The 26,735-nt window shown below is 49.4% G+C and carries 22 protein-coding genes, 1 pseudogene and 1 riboswitch; of the genes and pseudogenes, 5 read left to right on the top strand and 18 right to left on the bottom strand.

Going from position 1 to position 26,735, the window contains the following annotated elements; translation table 11 throughout:
* Window positions 1-150 precede the first annotated feature (150 nt).
* Window positions 151-1,809, top strand: a complete 1,659-nt coding sequence (locus GYMC52_RS01200) for an IS1634 family transposase (protein WP_013522793.1) — start codon at window positions 151-153, stop codon at window positions 1,807-1,809.
* Between the two features lie 246 nt (window positions 1,810-2,055).
* On the opposite strand, the gene GYMC52_RS01195 is transcribed toward GYMC52_RS01200, so the two are convergent.
* The 3 genes and pseudogenes from GYMC52_RS01195 to GYMC52_RS20255 form a co-directional block, all read right to left on the bottom strand.
* Entirely contained in the window at window positions 2,056-2,847 is a 792-nt protein-coding gene (locus tag GYMC52_RS01195; protein ID WP_230982726.1) for a hypothetical protein, read from the bottom strand.
* A 222-nt stretch (window positions 2,848-3,069) separates the two neighbouring features.
* A complete protein-coding gene (locus tag GYMC52_RS01190; RefSeq protein ID WP_230982725.1) occupies window positions 3,070-3,774 on the bottom strand; it encodes a hypothetical protein in 705 nt (234 codons plus the stop codon).
* A gap of 577 nt (window positions 3,775-4,351) precedes the next feature.
* Window positions 4,352-5,764, bottom strand: a pseudogene (locus GYMC52_RS20255) (DDE-type integrase/transposase/recombinase).
* 352 nt (window positions 5,765-6,116) lie between these two features.
* Here GYMC52_RS20255 and GYMC52_RS19885 point away from each other — a divergent pair.
* Together GYMC52_RS19885 and GYMC52_RS20305 are read left to right on the top strand one after the other, a co-directional pair.
* Complete coding sequence (locus GYMC52_RS19885; RefSeq protein ID WP_083777769.1) at window positions 6,117-6,359, top strand: response regulator; 243 nt, start codon at window positions 6,117-6,119, stop codon at window positions 6,357-6,359.
* Window positions 6,256-6,510, top strand: coding sequence for a LuxR C-terminal-related transcriptional regulator (locus GYMC52_RS20305; protein WP_349674963.1), 255 nt, complete (start codon window positions 6,256-6,258; stop codon window positions 6,508-6,510). Before GYMC52_RS19885 ends, GYMC52_RS20305 begins: the two co-directional genes overlap by 104 nt.
* Window positions 6,511-7,155: 645 nt before the next feature.
* On the opposite strand, the gene GYMC52_RS01180 is transcribed toward GYMC52_RS20305, so the two are convergent.
* The 7 genes from GYMC52_RS01180 to GYMC52_RS01150 form a co-directional block, all read right to left on the bottom strand.
* A complete protein-coding gene (locus GYMC52_RS01180) occupies window positions 7,156-7,977 on the bottom strand; it encodes an undecaprenyl-diphosphate phosphatase (protein ID WP_013144033.1) in 822 nt (273 codons plus the stop codon).
* Window positions 7,978-8,160: 183 nt separating this feature from the next.
* On the bottom strand, window positions 8,161-9,099 hold the full coding sequence (locus tag GYMC52_RS01175) for an ROK family protein (protein WP_013522790.1): 939 nt from the start codon (window positions 9,097-9,099) through the stop codon (window positions 8,161-8,163).
* A gap of 248 nt (window positions 9,100-9,347) precedes the next feature.
* Window positions 9,348-9,854, bottom strand: coding sequence for a spore coat protein (locus GYMC52_RS01170; protein ID WP_013522789.1), 507 nt, complete (start codon window positions 9,852-9,854; stop codon window positions 9,348-9,350).
* A 148-nt stretch (window positions 9,855-10,002) separates the two neighbouring features.
* The gene (locus tag GYMC52_RS01165; protein WP_013522788.1) at window positions 10,003-10,986 is read right to left on the bottom strand and encodes a sporulation protein; all 984 of its coding nucleotides are present in this window, start codon (window positions 10,984-10,986) and stop codon (window positions 10,003-10,005) included.
* Window positions 10,987-11,040: 54 nt separating this feature from the next.
* The gene (gene ytaF / locus GYMC52_RS01160; RefSeq protein ID WP_013522787.1) at window positions 11,041-11,679 is read right to left on the bottom strand and encodes a sporulation membrane protein YtaF; all 639 of its coding nucleotides are present in this window, start codon (window positions 11,677-11,679) and stop codon (window positions 11,041-11,043) included.
* 105 nt (window positions 11,680-11,784) lie between these two features.
* On the bottom strand, window positions 11,785-13,620 hold the full coding sequence (locus tag GYMC52_RS01155; protein WP_013522786.1) for an APC family permease: 1,836 nt from the start codon (window positions 13,618-13,620) through the stop codon (window positions 11,785-11,787).
* A 104-nt stretch (window positions 13,621-13,724) separates the two neighbouring features.
* A riboswitch (cyclic di-AMP (ydaO/yuaA leader) is annotated at window positions 13,725-13,865 on the bottom strand.
* A 150-nt stretch (window positions 13,866-14,015) separates the two neighbouring features.
* Window positions 14,016-15,353, bottom strand: coding sequence for a TrkH family potassium uptake protein (locus GYMC52_RS01150; protein WP_013522785.1), 1,338 nt, complete (start codon window positions 15,351-15,353; stop codon window positions 14,016-14,018).
* Window positions 15,354-15,803: 450 nt separating this feature from the next.
* On the opposite strand from GYMC52_RS01150, the gene GYMC52_RS01145 reads away from it, so the two are divergent.
* Window positions 15,804-17,759 (top strand): LTA synthase family protein, encoded by a 1,956-nt coding sequence (locus tag GYMC52_RS01145; RefSeq protein WP_013522784.1) that lies wholly within the window; start codon window positions 15,804-15,806, stop codon window positions 17,757-17,759.
* 17 nt (window positions 17,760-17,776) lie between these two features.
* Here the strand turns inward: GYMC52_RS01145 and GYMC52_RS01140 are convergent, their stop codons facing one another.
* The 7 genes from GYMC52_RS01140 to GYMC52_RS01110 form a co-directional block, all read right to left on the bottom strand.
* A complete protein-coding gene (locus GYMC52_RS01140; protein WP_013522783.1) occupies window positions 17,777-19,105 on the bottom strand; it encodes a S8 family serine peptidase in 1,329 nt (442 codons plus the stop codon).
* A 133-nt stretch (window positions 19,106-19,238) separates the two neighbouring features.
* Window positions 19,239-19,922, bottom strand: a complete 684-nt coding sequence (locus GYMC52_RS01135; protein ID WP_013522782.1) for an N-acetylmuramoyl-L-alanine amidase family protein — start codon at window positions 19,920-19,922, stop codon at window positions 19,239-19,241.
* A gap of 211 nt (window positions 19,923-20,133) precedes the next feature.
* A complete protein-coding gene (locus tag GYMC52_RS01130; protein WP_013522781.1) occupies window positions 20,134-21,279 on the bottom strand; it encodes an ABC transporter permease in 1,146 nt (381 codons plus the stop codon).
* Between the two features lies 1 nt (window position 21,280).
* Window positions 21,281-22,384 carry an ABC transporter permease gene (locus GYMC52_RS01125; RefSeq protein ID WP_013522780.1) on the bottom strand — a complete coding sequence of 368 codons (1,104 nt, stop codon included), beginning with the start codon at window positions 22,382-22,384 and terminating at the stop codon, window positions 21,281-21,283.
* Window positions 22,385-22,421: 37 nt separating this feature from the next.
* Complete coding sequence (locus GYMC52_RS01120) at window positions 22,422-23,357, bottom strand: ABC transporter ATP-binding protein (protein ID WP_013522779.1); 936 nt, start codon at window positions 23,355-23,357, stop codon at window positions 22,422-22,424.
* 102 nt (window positions 23,358-23,459) lie between these two features.
* The gene (locus GYMC52_RS01115; RefSeq protein WP_013522778.1) at window positions 23,460-24,566 is read right to left on the bottom strand and encodes a sensor histidine kinase; all 1,107 of its coding nucleotides are present in this window, start codon (window positions 24,564-24,566) and stop codon (window positions 23,460-23,462) included.
* Window positions 24,567-24,575: 9 nt separating this feature from the next.
* Entirely contained in the window at window positions 24,576-25,241 is a 666-nt protein-coding gene (locus tag GYMC52_RS01110; protein WP_013522777.1) for a response regulator, read from the bottom strand.
* 190 nt (window positions 25,242-25,431) lie between these two features.
* On the opposite strand from GYMC52_RS01110, the gene GYMC52_RS01105 reads away from it, so the two are divergent.
* Window positions 25,432-25,896: a DinB family protein gene (locus GYMC52_RS01105; RefSeq protein ID WP_013522776.1), complete on the top strand. Its 465-nt coding sequence runs from the start codon at window positions 25,432-25,434 to the stop codon at window positions 25,894-25,896.
* Between the two features lie 110 nt (window positions 25,897-26,006).
* Here the strand turns inward: GYMC52_RS01105 and GYMC52_RS01100 are convergent, their stop codons facing one another.
* On the bottom strand, window positions 26,007-26,714 hold the full coding sequence (locus tag GYMC52_RS01100) for a DsbA family oxidoreductase (protein ID WP_013522775.1): 708 nt from the start codon (window positions 26,712-26,714) through the stop codon (window positions 26,007-26,009).
* Window positions 26,715-26,735 lie beyond the last annotated feature (21 nt).

Here is a 26,735-nt window from a genome sequence, read left to right as displayed (position 1 = left end):
TACAAACGATATCGGGCTTTTTTAAAAGGATAAATTGTCAAGTCTTGTGCCTCACATTTCGCACCCTCCCGACGAAAATCGGGAGGATTTTTTCATTCCGGTGTCGAATGAATCCTTGACACACAAGGAACGTAAAGGAGTTTTTCTCTCATGAATGTTAAAGTCAAAGGGGTCTATCGCAATTCTTATTTGAATATAATAAGTGTTCTAGTCAAAAAACTGGACCTCCCCCACTTGATTGACCATCTTGTGCCCGTCGATCCACAATGCCAAACGCGAGTCAGCGATGCCGTTCAGGCCATCCTTTACAATCTATTTGACGGCCGGCAAGCCCTGGTTCACTTAGAACGATGGGCTCAGGAGATCGATCTGGAGAAACTCATCCGTCCCGGTCTCCAGCCTTCCTGGTTGAACGACGATGCCTTGGCCCGTCATCTCGACCGCTTGTATGAGGCCGATATTCACAAGGTCATCAGCACTTGCTTGATTCACATTTATCGCAAAGAAGGCCTTTCCCTCCGAGCCTTTCACGCCGATACGACGGACAAGACGGTTTACGGAGCGTATGAATCGGCCTCGTTAGAGGCTTTGCAGATCACACATGGCTATAACCGCCATCATCGTTGGCAAAAACCAATCGGCTTCGGACTGGTCGGCAACGAGGATGGCATCCCGTTTTACGGCGATGTGCATGACGGCAACCTGTCTGATAAAACATGGAATCCCGAGGTACTTTCCCGTGTCCATGAACAGCTGAAGCAAGCCCACCTCGACGACGAATGGATTTACGTGGCCGATTCCGCCGCGATGACGAAAGACACCTTGGCGCAGACGAAAGCCGCCCATGCCTTTTTGATCACCAGAGGCCCTTCGTCGCTCCGGATCGTGAAACGGGCATTAGCGGAGGCCGATTCGCCTCACATCCCGTGGAGCGAACCCTTTACCCTAGCGGAGAGAAACGGCGCCACGCATCGGGTATGGGAAACGGCCTCGACCTATGAAGGCCACTCGGTTCGGCTGATCGTCGTCGAATCGAGCGCGCTCGACCAGCGCAAAGGAAAAACGCTCGAAAAAGAGCGGGTCAAAGAAGCGGAGCTTCTTCGCGAGGAACAAGTCCGTTGGGAGCGCCACCCCTTCTCCTGCCGCGAAGACGCCGAACAAGCCTTGACGTCCCTCAAGGCGTCCCTTCGCCCTCGGTTTCATCGAGTGGAGGCCGCGGTCGAAGAGATCGTGCGTCCGAAAAAACGGCGCGGACGGCCGAAAAAAGGGGCGGAACCCGAGACGGAGACGCTGTACACCCTTCGCCTAAACGTCGAATTCGACCAACCGGCATGGGAACAGGCAAGACGGAAAGCGTCCCGGTTTGTCCTCGTCACGACCGTTCCGAAGGAATGGAAGGGCCAACAAATGGATGCCCAAGAGATCTTGAAGCTGTATAAAGGGCAAATCTCGGTGGAAATGAACTTCGCGTTTTTGAAAGATCCGTTTTTCACGGATGAGATTTATGTCAAAAAGCCAGAACGAGTTGCCGTATTGGGCTATCTATTTCTCTTGGCCTTGGCGATTTACCGCGTTTTTCAGCGCCGGGTGCGCCAGTTCATCACACCCGAACACCCGTTAAAGGGCGCGGGAGGCCGCAAGCTGACCCGGCCAACGGGACAGGCGATTTTTCAGCTGTTTCAATATGTGAACGTCATCCTGCTGGAGCTGCCAGACGGGCGCATCCAACGCGCACTCGATCGCTCCCTCAACCCGGATCAGCGAAGGATTCTGCAGGGATTGGGCATGGATGAGAGCATCTACGTCTAACATGATACAGAACGACTAGCGATGGTAAAAAAAGGATTGCCATCGCTCGTTGTGTTGGTCAAAAAGTTATTCTGAAAAACTAAATAAAAAATCCTTTGTTTTGACGTTGTTAGGGTGCGAAATGTGAGTTGTAAGATGGCCATGTGCCTATAATTCGCGCTCCCCTCCAATGCCATCCCATATCACTCTTCTCCTCTATATCGCTTGATTCTGCTTTTTTCAGCGCTATCTTCTACGGGTGTTGCATTACCGTGAAACTTGAAAACGCATAGTACTAAACGCAACTCTTACTGGAAACGGCGCTTCAGTCTTATTCTTTTCAGGGATTCCGATCATGATTATTCGTATACTGTTATTGCTTTTGATATTTGAAAGGTCAATAGGAACAACCGCTTTTGTGAATGGGGCAATATCAACTGAATTTGGGTCATTGTTTTGAACTTCATAATCATTAAGAACATACATATTAGCTCTCATATTAAACTCGTCTGAGTTATTAAATGATAGATAATACATTCCTCTAGTAATACTATCTAATATTTCATTTGATAGTTTTTCATCTTTAAATAGTTTTAATGAATGGTCTTTTTTAGCGTCAGCTTTTAAAACAGAAATTGGCTTAATAGATTTTTGAGAAATTGCCTTTGTCACTCCTTCCTTACCTTTTAATTGGAAATAATAGAAAGACATGAATGTTTGAATATTGTGTTTTTCTACTGGATTCTTACTGTTTAGATCCTCTTCATATATTTCAGTAAATAAATAAACAATATGATTACCTTTAGGCACATTGCTAATGGTAAAAGTAACGGAGACTTTTCCTTTTTTGGGTACTTTCATGACATGGTACTTTTTCTGTATTCCATTAATTTTGACTGAAATTGGAGTATTAGTATTTTCCATTAAGATATAAAAAACCATTTTCTCTGGGGTTCTAGTATTATGTTTTAAAGTATAAGTTGCTTCAAACTTGCCATCTTGATCTACAGTGTATAACAATTTTTTAGAGTCAACTATATAATCCAGCTTTGTAGTCATACTAGTTTCTCTTATGTCTGTATAGCTATATATTTGTTTCAATTTCGGCCTCCCGTCTGTTTCCTGATGGTTTCCTTTAACGATATACAAAGTGATGAAAAAAGATAGTAGCATTGAAAGTATTATGATTAAAAATCCTGTTTTATTACTTATTGTCATAAGTCAAATACCTTTCTATAAACGGAAAAGAAGAGAAATAACTCTTCTTTCTAATTATTATAATTATTCAATAATCTTGGCGTCATTTGTTGTAGCAGTATAAGTTCCAGTTAAAAAGGTTATGGAATGAGCAGCTTCTCCATATATAAGTGTCCCTACAGAACCTTTTGCCTTTTTGTTTGTACCTGTTGTAACATCAGCAGCACTCTTTGTTGCATATTTTATCTCTTCCTGATTGTCTACCCATGTAATTTCTGAAGCAGATGGTGATTGTTTTCCTAACCAAGCATTAACCACTACTACTGGAGTTAATTGATATGGAATTGTACCATGAACGCCTTCATAATATAGTCCTTCGTCTACTACATAGGTATAACCCTTGGCCCCTACAAATTCTGTACTTGTTGATGACGTGGAAACTTGTCCTGAAGACACTTTTCCCGAACTTTGAACTGGTACTTGAATGCCTACATTCTGTTTAAGATTCCAAGTTTCTGGATGTTCAAGATCAATCCCCTTGATACTTGGGTGATAGGATTGAATGGCCTTGATTTCTTGTTGTTGTTTTGCCGTTAACACATCCCCTTCAGCAGCAAAGCATACTGTAGCTATAGAAATGGACAATGCTCCGATGAGTGAAAATGCTAATACTTTTACCTTTTTCAAAATAAACAACTCCTCATTCATTATCTTATCAAGCCGGCCGGCTTCACCCTTACTGTACCAAAATAAAATCGAAAAAACATCCGTATTTTCCGCAAATTTCATTGCGGAAAATACCTATTTTTAGTTAATGGATTAGGCTGAGAGAGACGGCCTCATTGGACAAAACGGCACATCGTTCATCCCCCTGTAAAACTCCATCGTTTTCCACAGCAACCCGTGTTTCAACCAAATAAACAGCCACTCACAATGTTTTACCTCATATTTCGCAACCTTTGCATAATATACAAAAAACAACCCGGATATGCGCATAAAAATAATTTTTTATACAAAAATTGTAAAATAATTAATTTTTATTCGGTCAAACTTGGCTTATTTCGAATTTTTATTCAGGGTGCGAAATGTGAGTTTTACGGGGGTAGCGTCAAAAGTTCTATGAAAACTCCACACAGGCCATCCCATTGAGCATCATTGGGCATGTGGAGAGCCGGATTCGCCCTTGACCAACACCCGCCAAAGGTGCGGAAGAGTCGTCAAGGGCGACGGGGACAAAAAAGAAGGCAATAAGAAAGCCGCCCTTGCCATGACCGAATTTTACCTTTGGCGGTGTTCGGTTGGTCAAGGGTTCGCTTCGCCGAATCCGGCAGGAGTTCTGTTCAACGGGCTCCGGAGGACAAAAAAGTCAGGCCGCCTCTTGTTGGAGAAACGCTTGTGCCATGGCGATCAGCTTCGTCCACCGGGCCGGCATATGCGGAAGATCCGCCAATTCCGGGACGACGACCGGCACCCGGCCTTCGAGCGCGCTATGCGGGCGCAGAAAGTTGAAATACGCCACAAACAGCGTCACAAAGGACACCGAGCCTTCTTCCGCACCGAACCCATGGGTCGGGCGGTAGTTGCCTTTAAAGGTCCGGTTGAATCGCTCGATGATCTGCTTGAGAGGGCGAAACTCTTCCGAGACCGGATCTTCGTTGGTCAGGCCGATCACCTGGCGGACGTCAAACGAAATCCCGTGCTGGGCAAAGAAGTGTTGCGCCAGCCGGTAAATAGGGTTGCCATCCACGACGAACGACAAGTCGTCTGGGAGGGACGCCAGCTTCCTCAGGACATCATCGATGGCCTTGATGGCCGAGAGCGTATCCCGGTTGGGCGAGACGCGATAGGACAGCACGATCTTTTTGACGGCGTCAAACATAAAGAACAGGTAATGCCAGCGCCCTTTGACGCGAATATACGTCTCGTCCCCGCAAAACGAACCGGACAGCTCATACGGGAACCGGTCGACAAAGGGCTTGATCCAAAGCGCGACGCTGTTGGCGTAGTTGAGCACCGTCTGATGGGAGATCGAGACGCCATGGATGTCCTTCATGGCGGCGGCGGTCTCCCTCGAGGACATCCCAAAGTTGACGTAGTACGTCAACACGAGCCCCAACACGTGCGGCGACGCAGCCAGCCGGGACAAATCGACCTTCGGCTTGATGAGCGACGAGGAAGCCAACGGGAGAAAGTCAAACAAGAACTCTCAAAACAAATACCGCACCTTGAAGGCTTGAGGATCCTGTTGAAACTGTTGGCGCTCCTTCTTCGTCATCCGGCGAAGGTTGGCCTGGTAAAACGGGCAATCGTTGTTCTTGCACTTATAGATGTTGTATTCTTTGCGTTCCTTGATTTTTTCCAGCGTCTTTTTGCAGTGCGGGCAGCGAAAGACCGCTTGCTTGGTGAACCGATTTCGGTGGTTGAACCGGCATTGGCACACTTTGCATTGGTATTGCCCGTTTCCGCCGTTATTGGCGTACAGGTAAGAAGAGGGAGCCTGGCAGCGAGGGCAGGTCAACGAATCCGGAACACGGTGTTTCGCATTCGCGCGGCGCTGGATGGGCCGTAAAGGACGTCCGTGCTGGGCTTCGTAGTCCGCCAACAGCTTCCGGTAATCAAGGGTTTCCGGCACATCGATGATGGGAAGGTCATCGACCTGAAGTTTCCGGTACGGCTTTTGGATGGGTTCGTCCAAGTCCTCGAGATTCAAGGATTTTCCCAATATCACACCCATCAAATACACAATGATTTGATATTGGGTCTTGATGATTTGAAGCAAATAGGCTAATCATTGAGGTAACAAAGCTTGTCACTCCTTTGTTTTGGCTGTTGAGTGTGTGGTTACCTCAATGATGGCCGAAAACAACGGGGGTGGCAAGCTTTTTTTTCGTTCAACCGTTGAAACTCAAGGGAAAACCGTGAGTGTGGAGGATACACTTTTGACAATACCATACCTTTACGGGAGGGGGGGGGGGAGGGAAGAAATTGTGAAGATCAAAGTTCCTGCTAGTGGATGATCATTGTCTTGTCATGGATGGCACGTGAGTTAGACTTGGAAGTGATGGGCGCCGTTTCCTCTCCGACCGACTTGGAGCAGAAAATAAGCTCAACATCAGCCTGACATTATTGTCATGGACATTCGCTTCAAAGGGAAAAACGGCCTCCTTTGGATAAGGAAAATCGCATCATTATTTCCTGCATGCAAAGTCGTGATTTTGTCTCGATCTCATTGTCTGGAGTGCATGAACGCCGCCTACGAGGCAGGCGCCTATGCCTTTTGTATCCAAACAAGACTCTGTCGAAACACTTATTCACGCCATTCGGGAAAGCCATCGAGGGGTGAAATCATTTCCGACCCATCTCGTTTTCCATGATCGTTCGTCCCTAACCGAAATGGAGTTGGCCGTTCTCGATCTCATTGCCAGAGACAAAACGAATAGCGAAATCGGCGAACAACTGAACATCAGTACTCATATTTCGCAACCTTTGCATAATATACAAAAAACGACCAGAATATTCGCATAAATATAATTTTTTATACAAAAATTGTAAAATAATTAATTTTTATTCGGTCAAATCGGGCTTATTTCAAATTTTTATTCAGGGTGCGAAATGTGAGTCAGTAAACGAACCGTGGAGCACCACGTATCTCCCATATTTGCGAAAACTTGATGTAAAGTCGCGGGCGGGAGCGGTGGGAAAAGCCATCGAACTCGGATTGTTTGGATGATTGAATTGTGGAAAACGCTAATTTTTCTTCTAAAAGGCTGGTGAAAAACAAGTTTTTTGCTCAAACCAGCGGTATTTGATCAGCAAGGAGAACAGATCTGACAAAGTTTCTCTAATTGAAAAAGAGTTGGGATGAGTTGCCTTTTTCATTAATTCACCGGCCTTCTAAAAGAGTGGTTAAAAAAACCTGTCCTTTTCCATCGATGGTTCTCTACGAAGACGGAACACCGGATTTAGAAGGTTTTTTAATTTAAAAAAACATTGCTGGAGAACAGGATTTTTCAGTTAAATGATCTCCCTTATAAAATGGATGTATATACAAGCAGTCATTTTCAAGGCTGAAGTGTAACATGCGTTCATGTTTGTTTGTTGCTGCCTTCCCGTGTTCACTTCCCGTCAAACGAAAACCGCCCGGCGGAACAACCCCGCCAGGCGGCACGACTAGAAGTATAAGAAATAAATGACAACGGCCAGCACGATCCGATACACCGCAAACGGCACGAGGCGGATGCGGTTGATGAGCTCAAGGAAAAAGCGGATCGCGAGCAAGGCGAAGACAAAGGCGCTAAAAAAACCGGCGATGAAAAACGGGATATCGGCGGCGGTGACGTATTGCCAGTTTTTCAACAGCGACAGCCCGCTCGCCCCAGCCATGATCGGAACAGCCATAATGAACGTGAAATCGGCGGCGGCGCGATGGCTCATGCCGACAAGCACCCCGCCAGAAATCGTCGAGCCGGAGCGGGAAAAGCCGGGCCACAAGGATAAACATTGCATTAAACCAACAAAAAACGCCTGCTTGTACGTAATTTGGTCGACCGTCTGCGTCCGCGCGGCTTTTTTGGCGAATTTGTCGGCGGCGATCATGAGCAACGCGCCGAGCACAAGGCCGATCAGCACCGTTTTTGTCGAAAACAAATGTTCATCGATGTAATCTTCAAACAAGACGCCGAGCACCCCAGCCGGCAGCAGGCCAATGATGACGTGAATGAGGTTAAGGCGCGGATGTCCGCCCGGATGGCGGCCGCGAACGCCAAGCAAGTCGAGAAATCGGTCTTTAAACACGACCACAGCGGCTAAAATCGAGCCGAGCTGAATGACGACTTTAAATGTATTCGCCGCGTACTTGCCTAAAAACTCTGTGGATTTCAGCCAAAGATCGTCGACAATAATCATATGGCCGGTCGAGGAAACAGGGGCAAACTCGGTCAGCCCTTCGACCATCCCTAAAATGATCGCCTTCCATAATTCCATCCAGTGCATGTCCTTCCATCCTTTCTGCGCGGGGTCGTCCTTTCTATACATATGGGCCAAGCGGGTGGAATAACACTCCGCTTTTGGCCGCGCCTGCTCTATTGTACTACAAATCTTTGTCTTGTACTACCCGCGCTTTTTCTAGTCAGCGACCTTGTTTTCGAGACAGAATCATCGACTTCCTGTTGCTGCCTAATGGGACGGGCCGGACGCTTCCCCTAACTCCCCGCGCCGCTCTAAGTAATGATACAAAGCGCCGAGCAAGTTCGCATCGTTTTTGAATTGGCACGTCTCCACCACCGGCTGGACTTTGGCAATGGGAACGAGCGACAATAACACCGAAAGCCGCTTGTTGATTTCGTCGACGAAATCGGGGCGGCTGCTAATGGCCCCGCCCAAAATGATTTTTTTCGGGTCGTATGCGTACTGCAAGTTAAAAATCCCTTGGGCCAATGAAAAATAAAACCGGTCAATGGCCTTTTGCGCGGCTTCATCGCCGCTCTCGGCCAACGCAAATACTTTTTCTCCGTCCAGCTCCCTCTCCGGCATCCCCTTTTCCTCAGCCGCCATCCGGATCAACGCGCTTGTCGCCGCCAGTTCGCTCCATGTTTTGCATTCGATCCTTCCGTTCTCATAGCGGACATCCATCAACATATAGCCAAATTCCCCGCCGTGCAAATGCGCCCCTTTATGGATGCGTCCGTCTTTCACGATCGCCCCGCCAATGCCGGTGCCGACAATGACAAAGGCGATGTCGCGGCAGCCCCGTCCCGCCCCCTTCCATAACTCGCCAAGCGCCGCGCAATTCGCGTCATTTTCCATCTCCACCGGCAGGCCCGTCGCCCCGCCGAATACTTCTTTAAAGTTTGGGCCGTGAATGCACGGCAATGCGCTGCTTCCGCCGATGATGCCAAGATCGCTGTCAACGCTTCCTGCGGAACTGATCGCAATGCCGGAAAGTGGATAGTTGGCCTGCGCCTGGCGGACGACGTTAAGCAAGTCATCGCGAAATTGATGAAAGTCATGCCGCTCCGAACGGTAACGCCCCTTTTCGAAAAAGTCGCCATGCTTGTTCATGACGGCATGTTTGACATATGTGCCGCCAATATCAAAAACGATATAGTAACGCACCGATGACGCCTCCTTCGTTTATGATCTTTCCTCTCTTCTAGCTCCATTAGGCTTAGCTGTTTCTCCGCTTTTATGTATTCGCCGTCGGTCCATCCGCTCCTCCCCGCTGAAAGGGAAGAAGGGGGTGTCCCAAAAGGATCGGGACACCCTCTTTCGTCTCTATATATACGCACTGACCGCTTCTTTCGCACTATATTTTGTGTCTATCCTGAAGGCAGACAGCCTTTTGGGTCAGCCCCTCGCCTTCATCATCGTTCATATCCCATTGACAACGCCTTTTGCGCATTGCGAACATCGTTATGCAGCAGCTGGGCAAGGTCATATGCCGGGTAATAGCCGCGTTCATACATATAGTTGAACGCTTTTTCGTGCGTGTCAATGGCTTTGAGCAGATGTTTGACAAACGTTTTACGCAGCACCGGCGTCGCCGCCTCGGTAATGGCAACAGCATAATTGCGCACTGCCGTTTTTGAAAAGCCAAGCAAGGCGCCAGCGTGCAAGGCGCGGTCGCCATCATCATGGTCGCGGCTTTCTTCCATCATAGGTGCCGCCGGAATGAAGGCAAGCAGCTCGCGCAAATTCGTTTCCAGCCCTTGAATCGTCTCAAGGTACAATCCTTTTAATTCAGGACAGTCGATTTTGCCGACCGCCTTTTTCATTTTTATGAGCCCGTTTGCTTGAAAAGCGATCAGTTCATGCAGCTCCAACGTTTCATGCCAAGCCAAATGGCGATGGCCGTGCATCTGTCCATGCATATGGATCACGTTCTCCCCTTGTTTTTCATTGGTTGATTTCCATTTACTGTATATGCCCGCCAAAAGGAAATGGTCACTATTGTCCAAGCTTCCCGCACCAGCAAAAAAAGGCGTCCCGCGAAAAGCGAAACGCCTTCCTCAGTCACTGTCACAACAGATCCCCGCCGTCAAATCCATCGCCGCCATCAAACCAATCATCCACGTCCAACCCGTCAGCGACATCATCGATCACATCGTCAAGCAACTCTTCCGCCACCATTCCCGCCAACATCCCGGCCGCAAATCCTCCAATGGCGCCAGCCCACCCATGTCCGCCATGATGCGAATGATGGACGGGTGGATAATGGCCAACTGGATGGCTATAAATAGGCGAATGTGGTGTTGCCAACGGATGCCCGCTCAGCTGGCCGAACGCCCCGGCCGCCCGCACCGCCTCTTCGATGGCTTCTCGAAGCAGACGGGCTGCCGTCGCCGAATCGCGAAGCTGTTCGTGAGTGATCAACAGCTCCCGTTTCATTTCGCGTTCCCCGCCAAAGCCGTGGCGGACGTCGATCTCCATATACAAACGCACCCCTTCTCCCTCGACAAGGGCAAAAAACTCGACTTCTTGGACGATCCCTTGAAATTCGCTCGTCGGGAAGAACGAAAATTCCTGGCCATGCGGCGTAATGCTTCCGGATGTCGCTTTCTCCCGGAATCCCAGGGCGGCCAAAGCGGAAAACACTTGCTCCAAGGCCGTCGGCGGCAAAATGTGAATGGCGTCTTGGTCATATGCATCCGCCCCATCGGCAATATCCAGCCGGGTGACGAACGTATAACGGACCGTTGGGCGGCTGATCGGCAAATGGAGCGGCAGTGCGTACGAAAACGGGAGCACTTTCCGCTCACCAGGCTGAATCGTAAACGAAGAAGCGACCGGGATCACCGCTGCGGTTCGGCGATGTGCCTTTCCTTCCGCGTGCACTTCCAATTGCAATACGACATCTAGGTTCCGAATGTGTTGGGCGACCGAACCACCTTCCAGCAAAAATTCCCCTTCCAACGTTTCACCAAGGCGCACATGAGGGCGATGCAGCACGAGATCCACTTTGGCAGCGCCAATGCCGAATTTCGATAAAAACTTTTTCCACATCGAACCTCTCTCCTTTCATCACACTTGAATTACGAACAAGCCGCCAAAATGGTGTCACCGAAATAATTTGATCAACCCTAGGACGATCAACACAACCCCAGGCAGCATTGTCGCCTTTTTCATGATTCCCGTTTTCGACACCATGTACCCCAACGATAAGCCAACGCGGATGAACACGAGATTAAACACGCCAACTAACAGGGCAAACGAAAGCGGAGGAAAATGCAAAAGCGACGAACTAATCCCGGCGCCAAACGCATCCATCGACAGGGCAAGCCCGATCAACACCGCTTCTTTTTGGCTGATCGTGCCTGAACGATCAAGATCCCCAAGTTCAGGCCGTTTCAATACTTGAACAGCGCCGCTGAATCGGTTAGCCTCCCCTGCTCCATCAGATTCCATAGATGAATCGCTTCCATCTCCCTTTGGCTTATAGACGTTATAAATCGCCCAACCGCCAAGCGCAATGAGAATGACTGAAGCAAGCCCTCGCTCGACTTGCAACGGCAAAAAAAGCGCCAACAGACGGCCGATGTTCATGGATGCAAACACCACCGCCCCAGACATGGATGCGATAAGCGCCAACGAAAAGCAGGAGAAACGGACACCACCCATTCCATACGTAATGCCTACGCTCAAGCTGTCCATGCTCACGCTGAAAGCGAGCAAAATCATGGACACCCATAACCACATATGAATCCCCCCTGCCGTACGATATGCAATTCCGTACGGAGAGGGGACTTTCTTGCCATTCGACACGCATCGATTTCCGGGGAAATGTTTCCCCTTTTCTCGACATTATTCCCGCAAATGATACGGCAATGTCGCAATGACAACATCTTTTTTCATGATCAAGAAAAAGCGCAAGATGATGGCTGTTTGGTTATGCAAAAATGTATGCCACCATTTTTTCACGATAAATTGAGGCAAGAGCACCGTCACCGGCGCGCGGTCTGCTTCTTTTTCCGCTTTCGTGATGTATTCTAACAATGGCGACAAAATGGTTCGGTACGGTGAATAGATGACTTTCAACGGAATGTCCGGATAAAACTTCTCCCACTTTTGCCGCAGCTTTTGTTCGTCTTTTTCGTCGAAAATAATCGACAGTGCCGTAATGTCGTCGGAAATGCTGCGAGCGTACTGAACGGATTGGGCGACCACTTTGCTGACGCCGGAAATGGGAATAATGACTTTTGGTTTCAACATTTTCTCGCGCTGTTGCCACTCCCGTTCGTCAAGCCGCAGCTGCTCGCCAAGTTTTTTGTAATGTTCATGAATTCGGCTGAACATCCAGACAAACAACGGAATCGCCACGATAACGATCCAGGCTCCTTGCGTAAATTTGGCGACCATCGTGACGAGCGTGACCATCCCGGTGACAGCCGCTCCCGTTCCAACGGTAAGCAGCACGCCGATCTTCCGTCCTTCTTCCCGTTTCCATAATTTTTTAATCAACCCGCTCTGACCGATGGTAAAGGAAAGAAATACGCCGACCGCGTAAAGCGGGATGAGCGAATGAGTCTCCGCATGAAAAACAATGATCAACAAGATCGCCAACACGCTCAATAAAATGATGCCATTGGAAAACACGAGGCGATCGCCTCGGGCCGCCAAGCTTCTCGGCAAAAAACCGTCCTTTGCCATAATCGATGTCAGCTGTGGAAACCCGGCAAAACTCGTATTGGCTGCGAGCACTAAAATGAGCATCGTCGCCAGCTGAAACAAGTAAAACAAAAGACCATTCCCAAACACATGGCGCCCAATTTGCGAAATGACCGTCTGATGCTCAGTCGGGGTAACACCAAACCCTGCCGCCAACACGGTGATGCCTAAAAACATCGTGCCAAGCAGCACGGACATCCACCCCATTGTAATCGCGGCATTTTTCGAGCTGTCCGGCCGGAACGCCGGCACGCCGTTGCTGATGGCTTCGACCCCGGTCATCGCCGAACATCCCGACGAAAAGGCGCGCAGCAAAATAAACAAGCTGTAACCGGACGCAAACATGTGAGCGGTTGACGCATGCTCATGCATCGTAAACCCATGCCATCCTTCATGCCACAACTGCCACCCTCCAACCACGATCATCACAAGAACGAAGCCAATGAACACATGCGTCGGATAGGCGAAAACCGTCGCGGATTCGGTAATGCCCCGCAAATTGAGCACCATCAAAAGCAAGACAAGAGCGACAGAGAGCTCCACTTTCCATGACAGCAACCCCGGAAACGCCGATGTCAACGCGGCGACGCCGGAGCTGATGCTGACAGCGACGGTCAAGATATAATCGATCATAAGCGCCGCCCCAGCCACCAAACTGATTTTCGTCCCCAAATGGTCTCGGGCGACAACATACGCCCCGCCTCCAGACGGAAACGCGTAAATAATTTGCCGATACGACAACGTCACTAACAAGAGCAATACTAAAATCGCCACCGCGATCGGCAGCGAATAGAAAAAGACGCTTGTCCCTAATAAAGCAAGCACAAGCAAAATTTCTTCCGTCGCGTAAGCCACCGATGACAGGGCATCGGAAGAAAAAACGGCCAATGCCTTCCACTTAGGCAATTTTTCATGTTTCAACTGTTTCGTTTCCATCGGTTTCCCAATCAACAAACGTTTTAAGGAAGCCATGCTTCCATTCCTCCCTAAAGCAGCATATAGAGTTGACTCATCGATTCAAAAGAAAAAACCGCTGAGGACGCACTCAACGGCTACAAATGTTCTAAGGCCATACTCGTCCCTCCCCAAAGCGCTTGCGAGGTTAGCTGTCGGGTTCGGGCTTGGAGAGATGCCCTTCCTGATCGGATTCACCCCAAGACAGCAGACGCTGCCAAATCGGGTCCCCCGCTCCATGCCGGATTCAGCGCATCGTATCAAGTTATTCTTGCTTCCATATCTTACCCCTTTGCTTGTCCCTCCGCCAACCTTGAAAAAGGAGGAAAACAGCGAGTTTCTGGGCTTTTGGGCTTATTTTTTCTTTATTATTTTCCCTTCGCTCACGCTCCCGACATTTTTCTGTTTTTCACTCATCCAATCATCATTTTCCCTTTCGGATAGCGGAACGGATCGGGCTGACGGCGCAGCGTGACCGCATAAGCGATCGTCAACGGGCCTACGCGGCCGGCAAACATCGTGAAAATAATGATCGCTTTTCCAAGCGGAGACAATTCAGGGGTTAATCCCATCGATAGTCCAACAGTCCCAAACGCCGATGTCGCTTCGAATAAAATCATGAAAAAGTCTTTTCCCTTTTCGGTAATCGTCAACACCATCGTCACAAGCATGACGACAAACAATCCGCTCATCGTCACGGTCAGCGACTTGTATACCGTATCGTAGACGATTCGTTTTCGGAACAAAATGACGTCTTCCTTCCCGCGGATTTGCGACCAAACCGCGCCGAGCAAGGTCGTAAATGTCGTTGTTTTGATTCCTCCGCCCGTCGAACCCGGGGAAGCGCCGACAAACATGAGAAAAACGATCAAAAACAGCGTCGGTTGCGTCAAATCCGGGATGTTAAGCGTATTCGAGCCCGCCGTTCTCGGAGTGACCGCTTGGTAAAACGCGGACAAAAACTTGCCTGAGAGCGACAGCGGCCCCATCGTCTTCGGATTGTTCCACTCCAGCAGCAATATCAGCGCCATGCTGGCAAACACCAGCCATGCGGTCGTGATGACCACCACCTTCGTATGAAGAGACAGCCGCCGTGTTTGCCGGTACTCATACACTTCATTCATGACAATAAATCCGATGCCGCCCAGTATAATTAAAATCGGCACGACAAGGCTCACGACCGGATCTTCCACATAGCCGGTCAAACTGCGAAACTCGCCCATCAAGTCAAAGCCGGCGTTGTTAAAGTTGGAAATCGCATGAAAGAACCCAAAGTACACGGCTTTCCAAAACGGCATATCGAACGAGAAACGAATCGCCAACAGCAATCCGCCGATGCCCTCAATGACGACGGTAAAAACGAGAATGCGTTTCACGAGCCGAACAATCCCTTCGATGCTCAGCTGATTGAGCGCCTCTTGCAGCAACAACCGCTCTTTCAAGGAAATCCGCTTGCCGAGCAAAAAGGCAAACAACGTAGCAAATGTCATAAATCCAAGCCCGCCCACTTGGATCAGCGCTAAAATGACCAGCTGGCCGAACAACGTGAACGTCGTCCCCGTATCAACCACAACAAGTCCGGTCACGCACGTAGCAGACGTCGCCGTAAACAAAGCGTCTAAAAACGGAAGTCCTTTTCCGTCAACGGTCGCCGTCGGCAGCATCAACAAGAAAGCTCCAACCAAAATAATCAAGGCAAAGCCGGACACTAATACTTTCGGCGGATCGAAAAATTTACGGTTCGCATTCAAAGCCCCATCCCTTCCCCCTCGCTCACATAATCGCCTCTTTATAGTTGTGGATGATGCATAGAAAAAATATACCAAAAACAAGCTTGTTCGGGTACTCTAAACCATTTTCATCATAACATTCTTTCTGCATAATAAAATGGATAAAGGGCATGGCCGCCGGCTTCAAGAATGTGGATGCATTGAAACCTTTTCCGTCTCCGCTCGTCTATATGAATGGCGAATGACAGTCCGACTGGGACCACACAGGCATTGAAGCGCGGAAGGGGGCTTGCACCAGTCCCATAAAAACATTCCATTGACTTTTGGCAACAGACGTATTATGCTACTTGACATGGAGACGTTCCGATGTAAAATCATGTAAGAATAAAATGTTTGTTGCTGTGGGCAACGGCTGTTGATATAAACATAGAAGCATCGTTAAGAATACGAGGCAAAGGAGGAGAAGAGGACGTGAAGGCAATTTGGGAAAAATGGTTGAAAAAATGTCGTTCTCTCCCTAACCAATACATTGGCTTTTTTATTTTTGCCGTGCTCTTATTTTGGTTGAAGACGTACGCCGCCTATTTAGCGGAATTTAACCTTGGCATCAGCAACTCCATGCAGGAGTTTTTATTGTTCATCAACCCGATCAGCTCGGCGGTATTCTTCCTTGGGTTGGCGCTGTTGGCCAAGGAAACGCGTGTGTACAAATGGATCATTATTATTAATTTCATCTTATCGTTCATTCTATACGCCAATATCGTTTATTATCGTTTTTTCAGCGATTTTATTACATTCCCGACGTTGACGCAAACGAAAAACTTCGGCGATCTCGGCAGAAGCATTTGGGAGTTGCTCCGCTGGTATGACGTGTTCTATTTCTTGGATACGATCATTTTGGCGGTGATCGTTTTCTCGAAGCGATTCTCGCTCCCGGAAGTGCAGGCCGGCCGATTCAAAAAAGGCGCCATTTTCGCTTCGGCCATTCTTATGTTCAGCATCAACTTGGCGCTCGCTGAGACCGACCGCCCGCAGCTCTTGACAAGAACGTTCGACCGCAACTATATCGTCAAATATTTAGGCGTGTACAACTATTTGATTTACGATGCGTTCCAAAGCATGAAATCATCGACGCAGCGGGCGTTCGCAAACAAAAGCGACATCACGACCGTGCTGAACTATGTGCAGGCGACGTATGCCAAACCGAACCCGAAATATTTCGGCGTGGCGAAAGGGAAAAACGTCATTTACATTCATTTAGAGTCGCTGCAAAACTTTGTGATTAACTATAAGTTGAACGGTGAAGAAGTCACCCCGTTCTTAAACTCGCTCACCCGCGATCCGAACACGTTCTATTTCGATAACTTCTTCCATCAAACAGGACAAGGGAAAACGTCGGATGCGGAGTTTATGCTCGAAAACTCGCTGTTTGGCTTGCCGCAAGGCGCTGTCTTTACAACGAAAGGACAAAACACGTATCAGGCGGCTCCGGCCATTTTGCACCAATACGGCTATACAAGCGCCGTCTTCCACGGCAACTACAAAACGTTCTGGAACCGCGATGAAATTTACAAGTCGTTCGGCTTTGACCATTTCTTTGACGCCAGCTACTACGATATGAACGACGAGGACGTCTTGAACTACGGCCTGAAAGACAAACCGTTCTTCCGGGAGTCGATCCCGCTATTAGAAACATTGAAAGAACCGTTCTATGTGAAATTTATTACGCTGTCGAATCACTTCCCATACCCGATCAGCGAGGAAGATGCGACGATCCCGCCGGCGGCGACCGGGGATGGGACAGTCGACCGATATTTCCAAACGGCCCGCTATTTGGACGAGGCGGTGAAGGAGTTCTTTGACTACTTGAAAAAATCGGGCCTGTACGACCGCTCGGTCATCATTTTGTACGGCGACCATTACGGCATTTCGGAAAATCATAACAAAGCCATGGCGCAAATTTTAGGAAAAGAAATTACGCCGTATGAACATGCGCAATTGCAGCGGGTGCCGCTGTTCATCCACGTGCCGGGCATAAAAGGCGGCGTCATTCACGAGTTTGGCGGCCAAATCGATTTGTTGCCGACGGTCTTGCACCTGCTGGGCATTGATACAAAAAATTACGTCCATTTTGGAACGGATTTGCTGTCACCTGAACATCAAGAAATCGTTCCGTTCCGCAACGGCGACTTTGTCACGCCGAAGGTGACAGCGGTCAACGGCAAGTACTATGACACGAAAACAGGCGAACCTCTTGAAAGCACGCCGGAAATTCAGCGGCTCGAACAAATCGTCCGTACGAAGCTTGACCTATCGGATAAAGTCGTCTACGGCGATTTGCTCCGGTTCTACACCCCGAAAGGCTTCAAGCCGGTCGATCCGTCAAAATATGATTACAATAACCGTGAAGAGGGAAGCGATCAATGATCGCCTCCCTCTTTTTTCTAGCGCTGCAGCAGAAGCTCCACAGCGCGTTTGGCGTTGACATAGCCGGCTCCGTAGACGTTCGGATCGCGCCCTTTCCATAAATCGGCGCCGTCTTTTAACGCCTGCTTAACTTCATCCGGCGTTGCCCCCGGTCTCGCCTCGAGCATCAAGGCGACAATGCCGGCGCAAATCGGCGTCGCCATCGACGTGCCGGACATGGCCATGTAATGGTCGCCAACCCGGCTTTGTTTATTCATTTTATCGAGCATGGAACGCGGAGCGCGGAGCGAAACGATATTCACCCCCGGGACAACGAGATCCGGCTTCGTCACTCCGTACTCGGTCGGCCCCCGGCTCGAAAACGGGGCCACCTCATCATCCGTGCGTGTCGCCGCCGTATCGCGGTCATCAAGGGCTCCCACTGTAATGATGCGATCGCTGATGCCGGGGCTGGCAATCGTGCCGTAACTCGGCCCTTCATTCCCGGCCGCCGCACAGACGACAATGCCGCGCTCCCACGCCCGCTCCGCCGCCTGCACGAGCGGGTCGTCATTTTCGGTCGGAAACGGCTGCGGTTCTCCGCCGAGCGATAATGAAATAATGTTGATCCGCCCCGCCGGGTTTTGTTCATTGTAATCAATGCACCATTCAATGCCGCGCATAATCGTTTCCAACGTCCCGCTCCCTGAACGGTCGAGCACTTTCACGCCCACGACGTTCGCCTCGTACGCCGGCCCGGCGTACAGCCCGTCTGACATTCGCCCATTTCCCGCCGCATCGCCGGCGCAATGCGTACCGTGGCCGTTGTCATCATACGGCGCCGTGCGCCCATTGACAAAATCGACAAAGGCGGCAATCCTCCCCTCCAAGTCCGGGTGCGGGTAAATGCCTGTGTCGACAATGGCGATTGTCACTCCTTTTCCGCTTAACTCCGTCCCGTTGACAGCCACATGTTTCGCATTGGCCGATGGCACTGCATTGTTTAACAGTGCCTTGACCTGCCGATTGAGGTACACTTTTTTCACTTTCGGATGCTCGAGCAGCTGCTCAAGCGCCGCCGGCGTCACCCGTGCGCTATAAATCGGGACATGGCGGAAATGGTGATGCAGTTTCATACGGAAATGATCCCGCTCCGCCTTGGCCAGCGCCTCAACGCCCTCTGTGCCTTCAACCTCAATCAAAACAGAAACGGTCCTCCATTTTCGCAACCACCGCTCCATCCAGCGGTGAAAAATGCACGGCATGCGCATCATCGGCTGGTACATGTTGACGAGCGCATGACGAAGCGGACGGTCAAGCCGCCCTGCATGGCGGCGGACGAGCTGCACGATGGAATAGCCAAACATGCTCTTCCTCCTCTTTTCGTTTGTCGCTATACTCATATGACGCGCGGACAAAGAAGGAGGCGGCAGTTCCACTAGGACGAACGGACGAAAAAAAGCCTGCCCCGTCGAAACGAAACGAAGCAAGCTTTTTCTATCATTCTTCCACCTGTTCAAGCACAATCTGTCTGGCTCTCCCTAAATGCTGCTCGACTTGACGAAGCACGTTTTCCCGTTTGGCAAATGCGCCGACTTGCGTCCCATCAACAATGACGCGGGTCAATGCTGGTTTTTGTTTTTTCCGCAGCCCAAGCGCCCGCTCCAACCCATTCACATGCCCGCGGGCGACCATGCGCAAAAAACGGGTATCATTCAGTTTTCTCGCATCCTCTTCCCGGTCAATAAATCCGTTCTCCGTGAGCACGGCTGGCATCGCGGTCTCCCGCAGCACATGAAAATTCGCTTTCTTTTTCCCGCGATCGCGAAATCCTGTAGCTTTGACGACTTCTTCATGAATGGCATCACGAATGCGGGCTGTTGCCGAATCGTCATCGAGCCGATCATAAATATAATCTTCATATCCAGTGCCGCCACCGGCATTCACGTGAATCGCGACGTATAAATCCGCCTCCCATTGATTGGCCCGGTCCGTCCGTTCATCAAGCGGCACCGTTTCATCTTTTGTCCGGCTCAACTGCACGGAAACTCCTTCATACTCATTTTGCAGCAGACGGTTGATTTCGAGAGCGATAAACAACGTAATGTCTTTTTCCAACAACCCGTTGCCGACCGCCCCGGCATCGTTCCCACCGTGCCCTGGATCGAGAAAAATTTTGACCATCTTTCTTCTCCTTTCACATCCTTCGTCGTTTAGGAATATGACACTATTAGCATAAGCGTGGCACTCCAAAATGCCATGGATACTTCCCCAGGGCCAACAAATAAGGCGCAGTCAAAAAGAACGACTGCACCTGACATTCCCGCTGATCGAATTGTTCGATATGATGAAAGCCCCCCACACAGCCATACAAGAAAACATAGACCGCTGGGCATTATACAAACTGTCCACTCTGTTGGCTTCGGCTAAACTTGTAAACAGCCAGAAGGAAAAAGGTCAGCGCAAAGGCGAGAAGAATCAACAGATGCCAATACAAACTTCCGAAAGAGCGCCCCTCCTGCAGCTTTACCAAAAAATCGAGCGCCCACCGCTGCGGCATAAAATACGCCGCTTTTTGCAAAAATTTCGGCATCAGCTCGACCGGCCAAAAACAGCCAGCCAGCATACATGTCGGCACAGTAATCAATGGCTGCAGCGCCCCGGCGGAAGCAGAGCTGTTCGCAAACATCACTGTAATCAAAGACAAGCCGATCGCGGATAAAGAGAAAAGCAGGAGCACCAGGGCCATTTGCCACATCGGAATATTAGGATCAATATGAAAGATGTTCTTCATTGCCACGATTGTCACGATGATTTGTGCCGTCATAATCAACAAATTCACCACGATATTCGATAACACATACGTTCTCGCCTGAATCGGCGTCGTCAATAAACGAGAATAGGTGCGCTCTTCTTTTTCTTTGATGATGATCTCCGTCAAATTTCCCGCTGACATCAACATAATCATGACCAAATAACCGATCGTTTGATACGTGACCCCTTTTTGTTTGGCTGTGTCGGACAGCGAGTGAACGGACAGGCGGAACGGCGCTTGTTGATACCGTTCATACATCTTCCAAAAGAGATCGCGATCCCCATTGGCCAATCGCCCCAATGTCGCCAGATGATCGATGTATTCATGCAAGTACGACTTGATGAACATCGTGATTTCCGCTCCCTTGAGCGAGACAAGTTCGATCGGCCGGGGCTGGCCGTGCTGAACGCTTTCGGAAAACCCTTGGCGAAAAATCAGCACGCCATCCACCTTTTGCGAGGTGATTTGGTCGTCCACCGCTGACAACTTTACGCTTTTCACGGATAGATGATCAATATTTTTCAGAAAACGGATCGCATCATCGGCAACCCGCCCATGATCCTCATTGACCACCCCGATGCGCACATCCTTGGCCGGGGAGCTTCCGTAAGCAAACAAGGACAACAGAATCGCGGCCAAAGGGGTGCCGAAATAGAGCAAAAAATTGATTTTCCGACGAAACGTTCGCTTTAACGTATATCTCACCAACCAGATGACGTCATTCACCTTATAATCCCTCCCGTCTCGCCATCGACACGACAGCGATCACCAAAAACAACGCCGCTATACCGATATTCAGCAGCATAGTTGGAACGACGCTTGACAAATCGTTCGCATACACGATTTTGAAAATCGTTTCATTCATCCAAGAAAGCGGAGACAAATGGGCATACCATGCTGTTTCATCGATCGGAAAATAAGCGCCGCCGAAAAAGGAAGACAGCTGAATGATGACCATCGCAATCGTTCGCGCCGCTCCTTCCGTCCTTGCCATATAGCCCATCCCTAGACCAAAGCTGATGGCTAAGACCACCTCGGTCAACATAAGCAACCATACGAGGCTTACGTGATGCCCCCAATCGGCATGAAGCACCCATTGGCTGAACAACATGACGACCGCAACACAAAGAAAATTCGCCGCGACGTTCCCGGCCAGCTTTCCAATAAAAATCTCGCTTTTGCGAACAGGAGCAGCCAAAAGGCGATCAGCCGTCTTCCGCGTTCGCTCCCCCCGCAGCAACGAACTGCCCGGCAATGCGCTGTACAAAGCGATCATCGTCGTCATCGCCACCGCATAATAATCCATCGCTCCCGGTTTGCGCTTGGCATGCAGCGACCGTTCTTGAATATACTCATCATGCACACGTTTATTGGATGGAACAAAACCAGGCTTCACCTCTGAAACGGCCATCGCCAGCTGGCATCGGCCGACAAACGCGGCCATCACCCCCTCTACAATGCTTCCTTTGATCTTGTTGCGTTCATTGGTGTACAACTCCACTCCACGCGGGCCGATCTCGATGTATCCATCCGCTTTTCCTTCCTGCACCGCTTTCGTTCCTTTTATATGGTCGGATGCCTTTTGAAAATCGATGTGGGCTTTCTTCGCTGCTTGGATCATCGTTTGAATATACGGCGACAACGGCCCTGCTTTTTGATCGTTGTACAAGACGTGTACATCACCGACAGAAATCGTCCAGTGAAACGCGTTGGAAAGGGCTGTTCCTAAGATGAACATCAGTACGATCGGAAACAGCAGCATAAAAAACAGCGTCCGGACATCACGAAAATCGCTTTTGATTTCCTTGGCTGCAATGCGAAAAATATTCAAAAGAAGCACCTCCTTCGCATGATGGCACTCCAAACCGCTAATCCCGCAAATTTCTCCCCGTCAGCGCCAGAAAGACCGTTTCCAAGTTCGGTGATTTGTCTTCAAGCGAACGGATTTCGACACCGTCATTGATCAGGCATTGCACAATTTCGTTTAAATTATTGACACTGATATCCGAACTGATTTTGATCATATTTTCTTCACATTGCACCGCCTTGACCCCGGGAATGTCTTGAAGATGCTGTTTGTTGAGCCGATCCATCCCCCTGATTTCCAGCCAAATATCTTTTGTATCGGTGATCATCGCTTCCAGCTGCTCCTTTGTCCCCTCTGCGATGATCTTTCCATGATCAATGATGGCGATCCGTGTGCAAATCTCCTCCACTTCCTCCATATAGTGGCTTGTATAAATGATCGTGCATCCCATCTCATTAAGCTTTTTCACCGAAGCCAAAATATAATTTCGCGACTGCGGATCGATGCCAACAGTTGGTTCATCCATAATGATGAGCTTCGGCCGATGGGCAAGAGCGCAGGCGATATTGAGCCTCCGCTTCATCCCTCCTGAGAAATGTTTCGGATAACTTTTGCGCTTATCGCTTAAACCGACAAACTCGAGCGCCTCTTCAACCCGCTGGCGCAGCTCCGCGCCGCGCAGTCCATACAACCCGGCAAAAAATTCAACATTCTCATACGCCGTCAAATTTTCATAGATGGCGATCTCTTGGGGAACAACGCCGATATGTCGTGTGGCAAACTGGCGATGCTTGGCGATGTCCTTGCCGAGAATCTTGATTTCTCCTGCATTCGGGCGCAGCAACCCAGCAATCATATTGATGGTTGTGCTTTTTCCCGCGCCATTGGCTCCGAGGAAGCCAAAAATTTCTCCTTCGGCAACCGTAAGAGACATATGATCGACAGCGATGAAGTCACCAAATTTTTTGGTCACTTGTTTGATCTCTAAAATGTTCATCGTTCCACCTTCTTTCCATGCTTGGTGTTATTGATTATAGAAAAAAAGATGAACTCCTGTAAGTGCAGGAATTCATCTCGTTGACATGAGAAAATTCACGATTTACTCATGAATCGGAAGCAACGTCGTGACAGAGAAACCGTTCGTTCCATCGACAATGACCGTGCCATGAACAGAGGCCGCCCGTTCCTCCATGCCGATGATCCCAAGTCCTTTCTTGATCTTGGCCGCACCTTTCCCGTTATCTTTCACTTCCACCTTGATGACTCGATTCAACACGTGAATTTCAACGGCAATGGCTGTGGCCTCAGCGTATTTGCTCGCATTCGTCAACGCTTCGGCAATGTTCTCATAAATCACTTTCCATTGGATTGGTGTAATCACATCCAAATCCCCTTTGCATACGAGTGGAACAGGGAGATGATGTTGGGCGGAAAATTCCTCAATGAATAATTTCACCCGATTGATTCCCATTTGCTCAAGCGGCGGTTTAATCTGTTTTAATGTCATCCGAATTTGTTCCATGCCTTCTTTGGAAATGTGGATGGCGTTTTCCAACAATTGTTTCGCCTTGTCGCGGTCCGCATCCATCAACCGTTTGGCCGCCTCCATCTGAATGAGCGCTCCAGCGAGCGAGTGGCCGATTTGGTCATGGATGCGCTGCGACAGACGGTTCCGTTCTTCCAACTGCAACGTATATTCCGACTGCTTGATGTATTGATGATATTCGCTGATCCTTCTTGTCAGCCGATGCAAATCGTTGCGCATTTGATCCAAACGATCTTCTTGTTGTTCCATCCGCTCGATGTGCCGCTTGACTGCCGTCACGCTGACAAAACTGAACAATGCCACAAAGCCGTATAATTTCCCCGCCGATGGATCAAGCCAAATCATCGGCGTCAACAACACCGCCCCGATCCCCCAAACTCGGTGGATATACACGGAGGCCAGCTCATACCCATTGAGAGGCAGCAACAACGCCCATAGCGGCTCCACAAAGGCGGCGGCTAGAACGAGAAGAACAACGGAACCAAACGCCGCTCCCCTTTTCCAACTCATATGCCGAACGATCAGGGCAAACAGCTGAAGACAAAAATAGATCAGAGAGACTAGAACAAAGCCCGCTCCCGTTCTCTGTTTCGATGAAATGTAATCGAATGCCGCATAGCCCCATACAATCAGCTTGTAAATGATCAGCAGCGATTCCATAACGTCTCCTCAGCCGACTTTTCCCGTCAGATAATAAACGGCAATTTGCGTTCGATGTTGCAGTCCGGTTTTGTCCAAAATCGATGTGATGTAATTGGCCACCGTTCCCTCGGAGAGAAATAGCTGTTTGGCAATCTCTTTATTCGAAAGCCCCTTCGCAATGAGCGCCATAATGTCCAACTCTCGTTCCGTAAACAGGCTTTTATCGATTTTCGGCGCTGCTTCCGCTTCTTCTTTTAAGTTGGACTTAATTTTGTCCATCACAATCTCCTGCATCACCACTTGGCCGTGATACACCGCTTTGATCGCTTCGCGGATTCGTTCCGGATCGGTATTTTTCAAAAAATATCCTTTTGCGCCGTATTGAATGGCGTCTAGAATGTATTCATCATCATCAAACGTCGTCAAGATGAGCGGCTTTGTCTTCGTCTGCTCGCATAGAAGCTTTGTCGCTTCCACTCCATTCATGTTCGGCATGCGCACATCCAATAACGCGACATCAACTTCATGATGTCGACAATATTCCACTGCCTCTTTCCCATCGCCTACAGTCGCGGCGACGTCAAACTCGTCATATGTGCTTAAGATGATCCGCAGCCCTTCGCGGACAAAGGGATTGTCATCGGCGATGAGCACTTTTATGCGCGGAACATGGGACGAAGAGTGATGTTCCATCTTTACCCACCCCTTTTCATCATGACGCCTGTCCACTACCTCGCGTGCATGATTTTTATGATTTACTTTCATTGTAATGAATAAGGGGGATTTCTTCCATTGCCATAAGGGAAATGAGCCAAATGACGATAGAGAAGATGTTTATGGTAAAATGGAAAACAGAATTCCATAACTAGAAGGAGGAAGAGCCATGTCCCGCGCAAAAAAATGGGTGCAACATTTCCTTTCCCACCGCCATGTCACGATGGAACTGATCCACAAAATCGACGAAGCGCATTATGATTACAAACCGACGCCGACCTCGATGACAGCGAAGCAGCTGGCGACGCATATGCTGTTCAGCTTCTACAATTTCGCTAATACGGCAAAACACGGCGATCCATCGCTGTTCCGGCAAAAAATCGAGGAACCGGAGACGAATTTGGCCAAGCTGGCGGAAACATATACGGAAAAAACGAGGCAGCTCATCGAATCGATGAGCGATGACGACTTCGACCGGACGCTTGATTTAACTGCCATCTTTGGCACGCAAATGTCCACAGCTCAGTTCCTGCAATTGGCAATGGACCATGAAATCCACCATAAAGGCCAGCTGTTCGTCTACGTCCGCGGCATGGGGCATACGGACTTGCCGCTGTTTGTGAAACGCGGTTAATCTTCCCCATTTTTGTTTCATCTAACTAAACGAGAAGCTTCTCCGTGAAAATAACAAAAAAAGCCGGCTAAGAAACCCCTAGCCGGCTTTTCCTTTTTGGTTGAGGCGATTTAGTCAATCGAGCAGCTTCCGTCTGCGCACATTCCGCCTTCACCCGCCAACGACCGCAACGGGGAAGCTTGTTGTTCTTCCTCCCATACTTTCTCTAGCGCCCGCCGGAACACGTCAACCGGCTGGGCCCCCGAAATCGCATACTTCCCATTCAGCACGAAAAACGGCACGCCGCGGACGCCCAACGCCGCTGCTTCTTCCTCATCGCGGCGCACCTCTTCCGTATAACGACCACTGTTCAACACCTCTTTGGCTTCCGCCCGGTCAAGCCCGGCCGCTTCGGCGAGCGCAAGCAGCACATCGCGGTCGCTGATTCGCTTTGACTCCGTGAAATATGCATAAAACAGCCGTTCCACCATTTCATTCAGCTTCCCTTTTTCCTTGGCATAATGAGCCAAACGGTGGGCGTCAAACGTATTCGTCGGCTTCATCGTCTCAAAGCGGAATGTCAATCCGACCGCTTCCGCCTGCCTGCCGATATCGGCATTGGCCCGCTTCGCTTCCTCGATTGAAATGCCGTATTTGTTAGCAATGATTTCGTGAATCGTCAATGGCGTCTCTTTTTTCGCATTCGGATCCAATTCAAAGCTGCGAAATACAACCTCAACATCTTCTCGGTGCGAAAACTGTTCAAGCGCCTGTTCCAAGCGACGTTTGCCGATATAGCAAAACGGGCAGACAAAATCGGACCATACTTCAATTTTCACGGCCATATCCTCCTCTACTTT

The sequence above is a fragment of the Geobacillus sp. Y412MC52 genome (assembly GCF_000174795.2).
GTDB classification, from domain to species: domain Bacteria; phylum Bacillota; class Bacilli; order Bacillales; family Anoxybacillaceae; genus Geobacillus; species Geobacillus thermoleovorans.
The sequence above is the reverse complement of the archived record's forward strand: the minus strand, read 5'-3'. Positions and strand labels throughout refer to the sequence as shown.

Excerpts from the sequence above, each read along its gene's own strand:
- GYMC52_RS01200 (WP_013522793.1), top strand. The coding sequence starts at position 151 with ATGAATGTTAAAGTCAAAGGGGTCTATCGCAATTCTTATTTGAATATA.
- GYMC52_RS01195 (WP_230982726.1), bottom strand. The coding sequence starts at position 2,847 with ATGACTACAAAGCTGGATTATATAGTTGACTCTAAAAAATTGTTATAC.
- GYMC52_RS01190 (WP_230982725.1), bottom strand. The coding sequence starts at position 3,774 with ATGAAATTTGCGGAAAATACGGATGTTTTTTCGATTTTATTTTGGTAC.
- GYMC52_RS19885 (WP_083777769.1), top strand. The coding sequence starts at position 6,117 with ATGGACATTCGCTTCAAAGGGAAAAACGGCCTCCTTTGGATAAGGAAA.
- GYMC52_RS20305 (WP_349674963.1), top strand. The coding sequence starts at position 6,256 with ATGCCTTTTGTATCCAAACAAGACTCTGTCGAAACACTTATTCACGCC.
- GYMC52_RS01180 (WP_013144033.1), bottom strand. The coding sequence starts at position 7,977 with ATGCACTGGATGGAATTATGGAAGGCGATCATTTTAGGGATGGTCGAA.
- GYMC52_RS01170 (WP_013522789.1), bottom strand. The coding sequence starts at position 9,854 with ATGCATGGACAGATGCACGGCCATCGCCATTTGGCTTGGCATGAAACG.
- GYMC52_RS01165 (WP_013522788.1), bottom strand. The coding sequence starts at position 10,986 with ATGTGGAAAAAGTTTTTATCGAAATTCGGCATTGGCGCTGCCAAAGTG.
- ytaF (WP_013522787.1), bottom strand. The coding sequence starts at position 11,679 with ATGTGGTTATGGGTGTCCATGATTTTGCTCGCTTTCAGCGTGAGCATG.
- GYMC52_RS01155 (WP_013522786.1), bottom strand. The coding sequence starts at position 13,620 with ATGGCTTCCTTAAAACGTTTGTTGATTGGGAAACCGATGGAAACGAAA.
- GYMC52_RS01140 (WP_013522783.1), bottom strand. The coding sequence starts at position 19,105 with ATGTTTGGCTATTCCATCGTGCAGCTCGTCCGCCGCCATGCAGGGCGG.
- GYMC52_RS01135 (WP_013522782.1), bottom strand. The coding sequence starts at position 19,922 with ATGGTCAAAATTTTTCTCGATCCAGGGCACGGTGGGAACGATGCCGGG.
- GYMC52_RS01120 (WP_013522779.1), bottom strand. The coding sequence starts at position 23,357 with ATGAACATTTTAGAGATCAAACAAGTGACCAAAAAATTTGGTGACTTC.
- GYMC52_RS01115 (WP_013522778.1), bottom strand. The coding sequence starts at position 24,566 with ATGGAATCGCTGCTGATCATTTACAAGCTGATTGTATGGGGCTATGCG.
- GYMC52_RS01110 (WP_013522777.1), bottom strand. The coding sequence starts at position 25,241 with ATGGAACATCACTCTTCGTCCCATGTTCCGCGCATAAAAGTGCTCATC.
- GYMC52_RS01105 (WP_013522776.1), top strand. The coding sequence starts at position 25,432 with ATGTCCCGCGCAAAAAAATGGGTGCAACATTTCCTTTCCCACCGCCAT.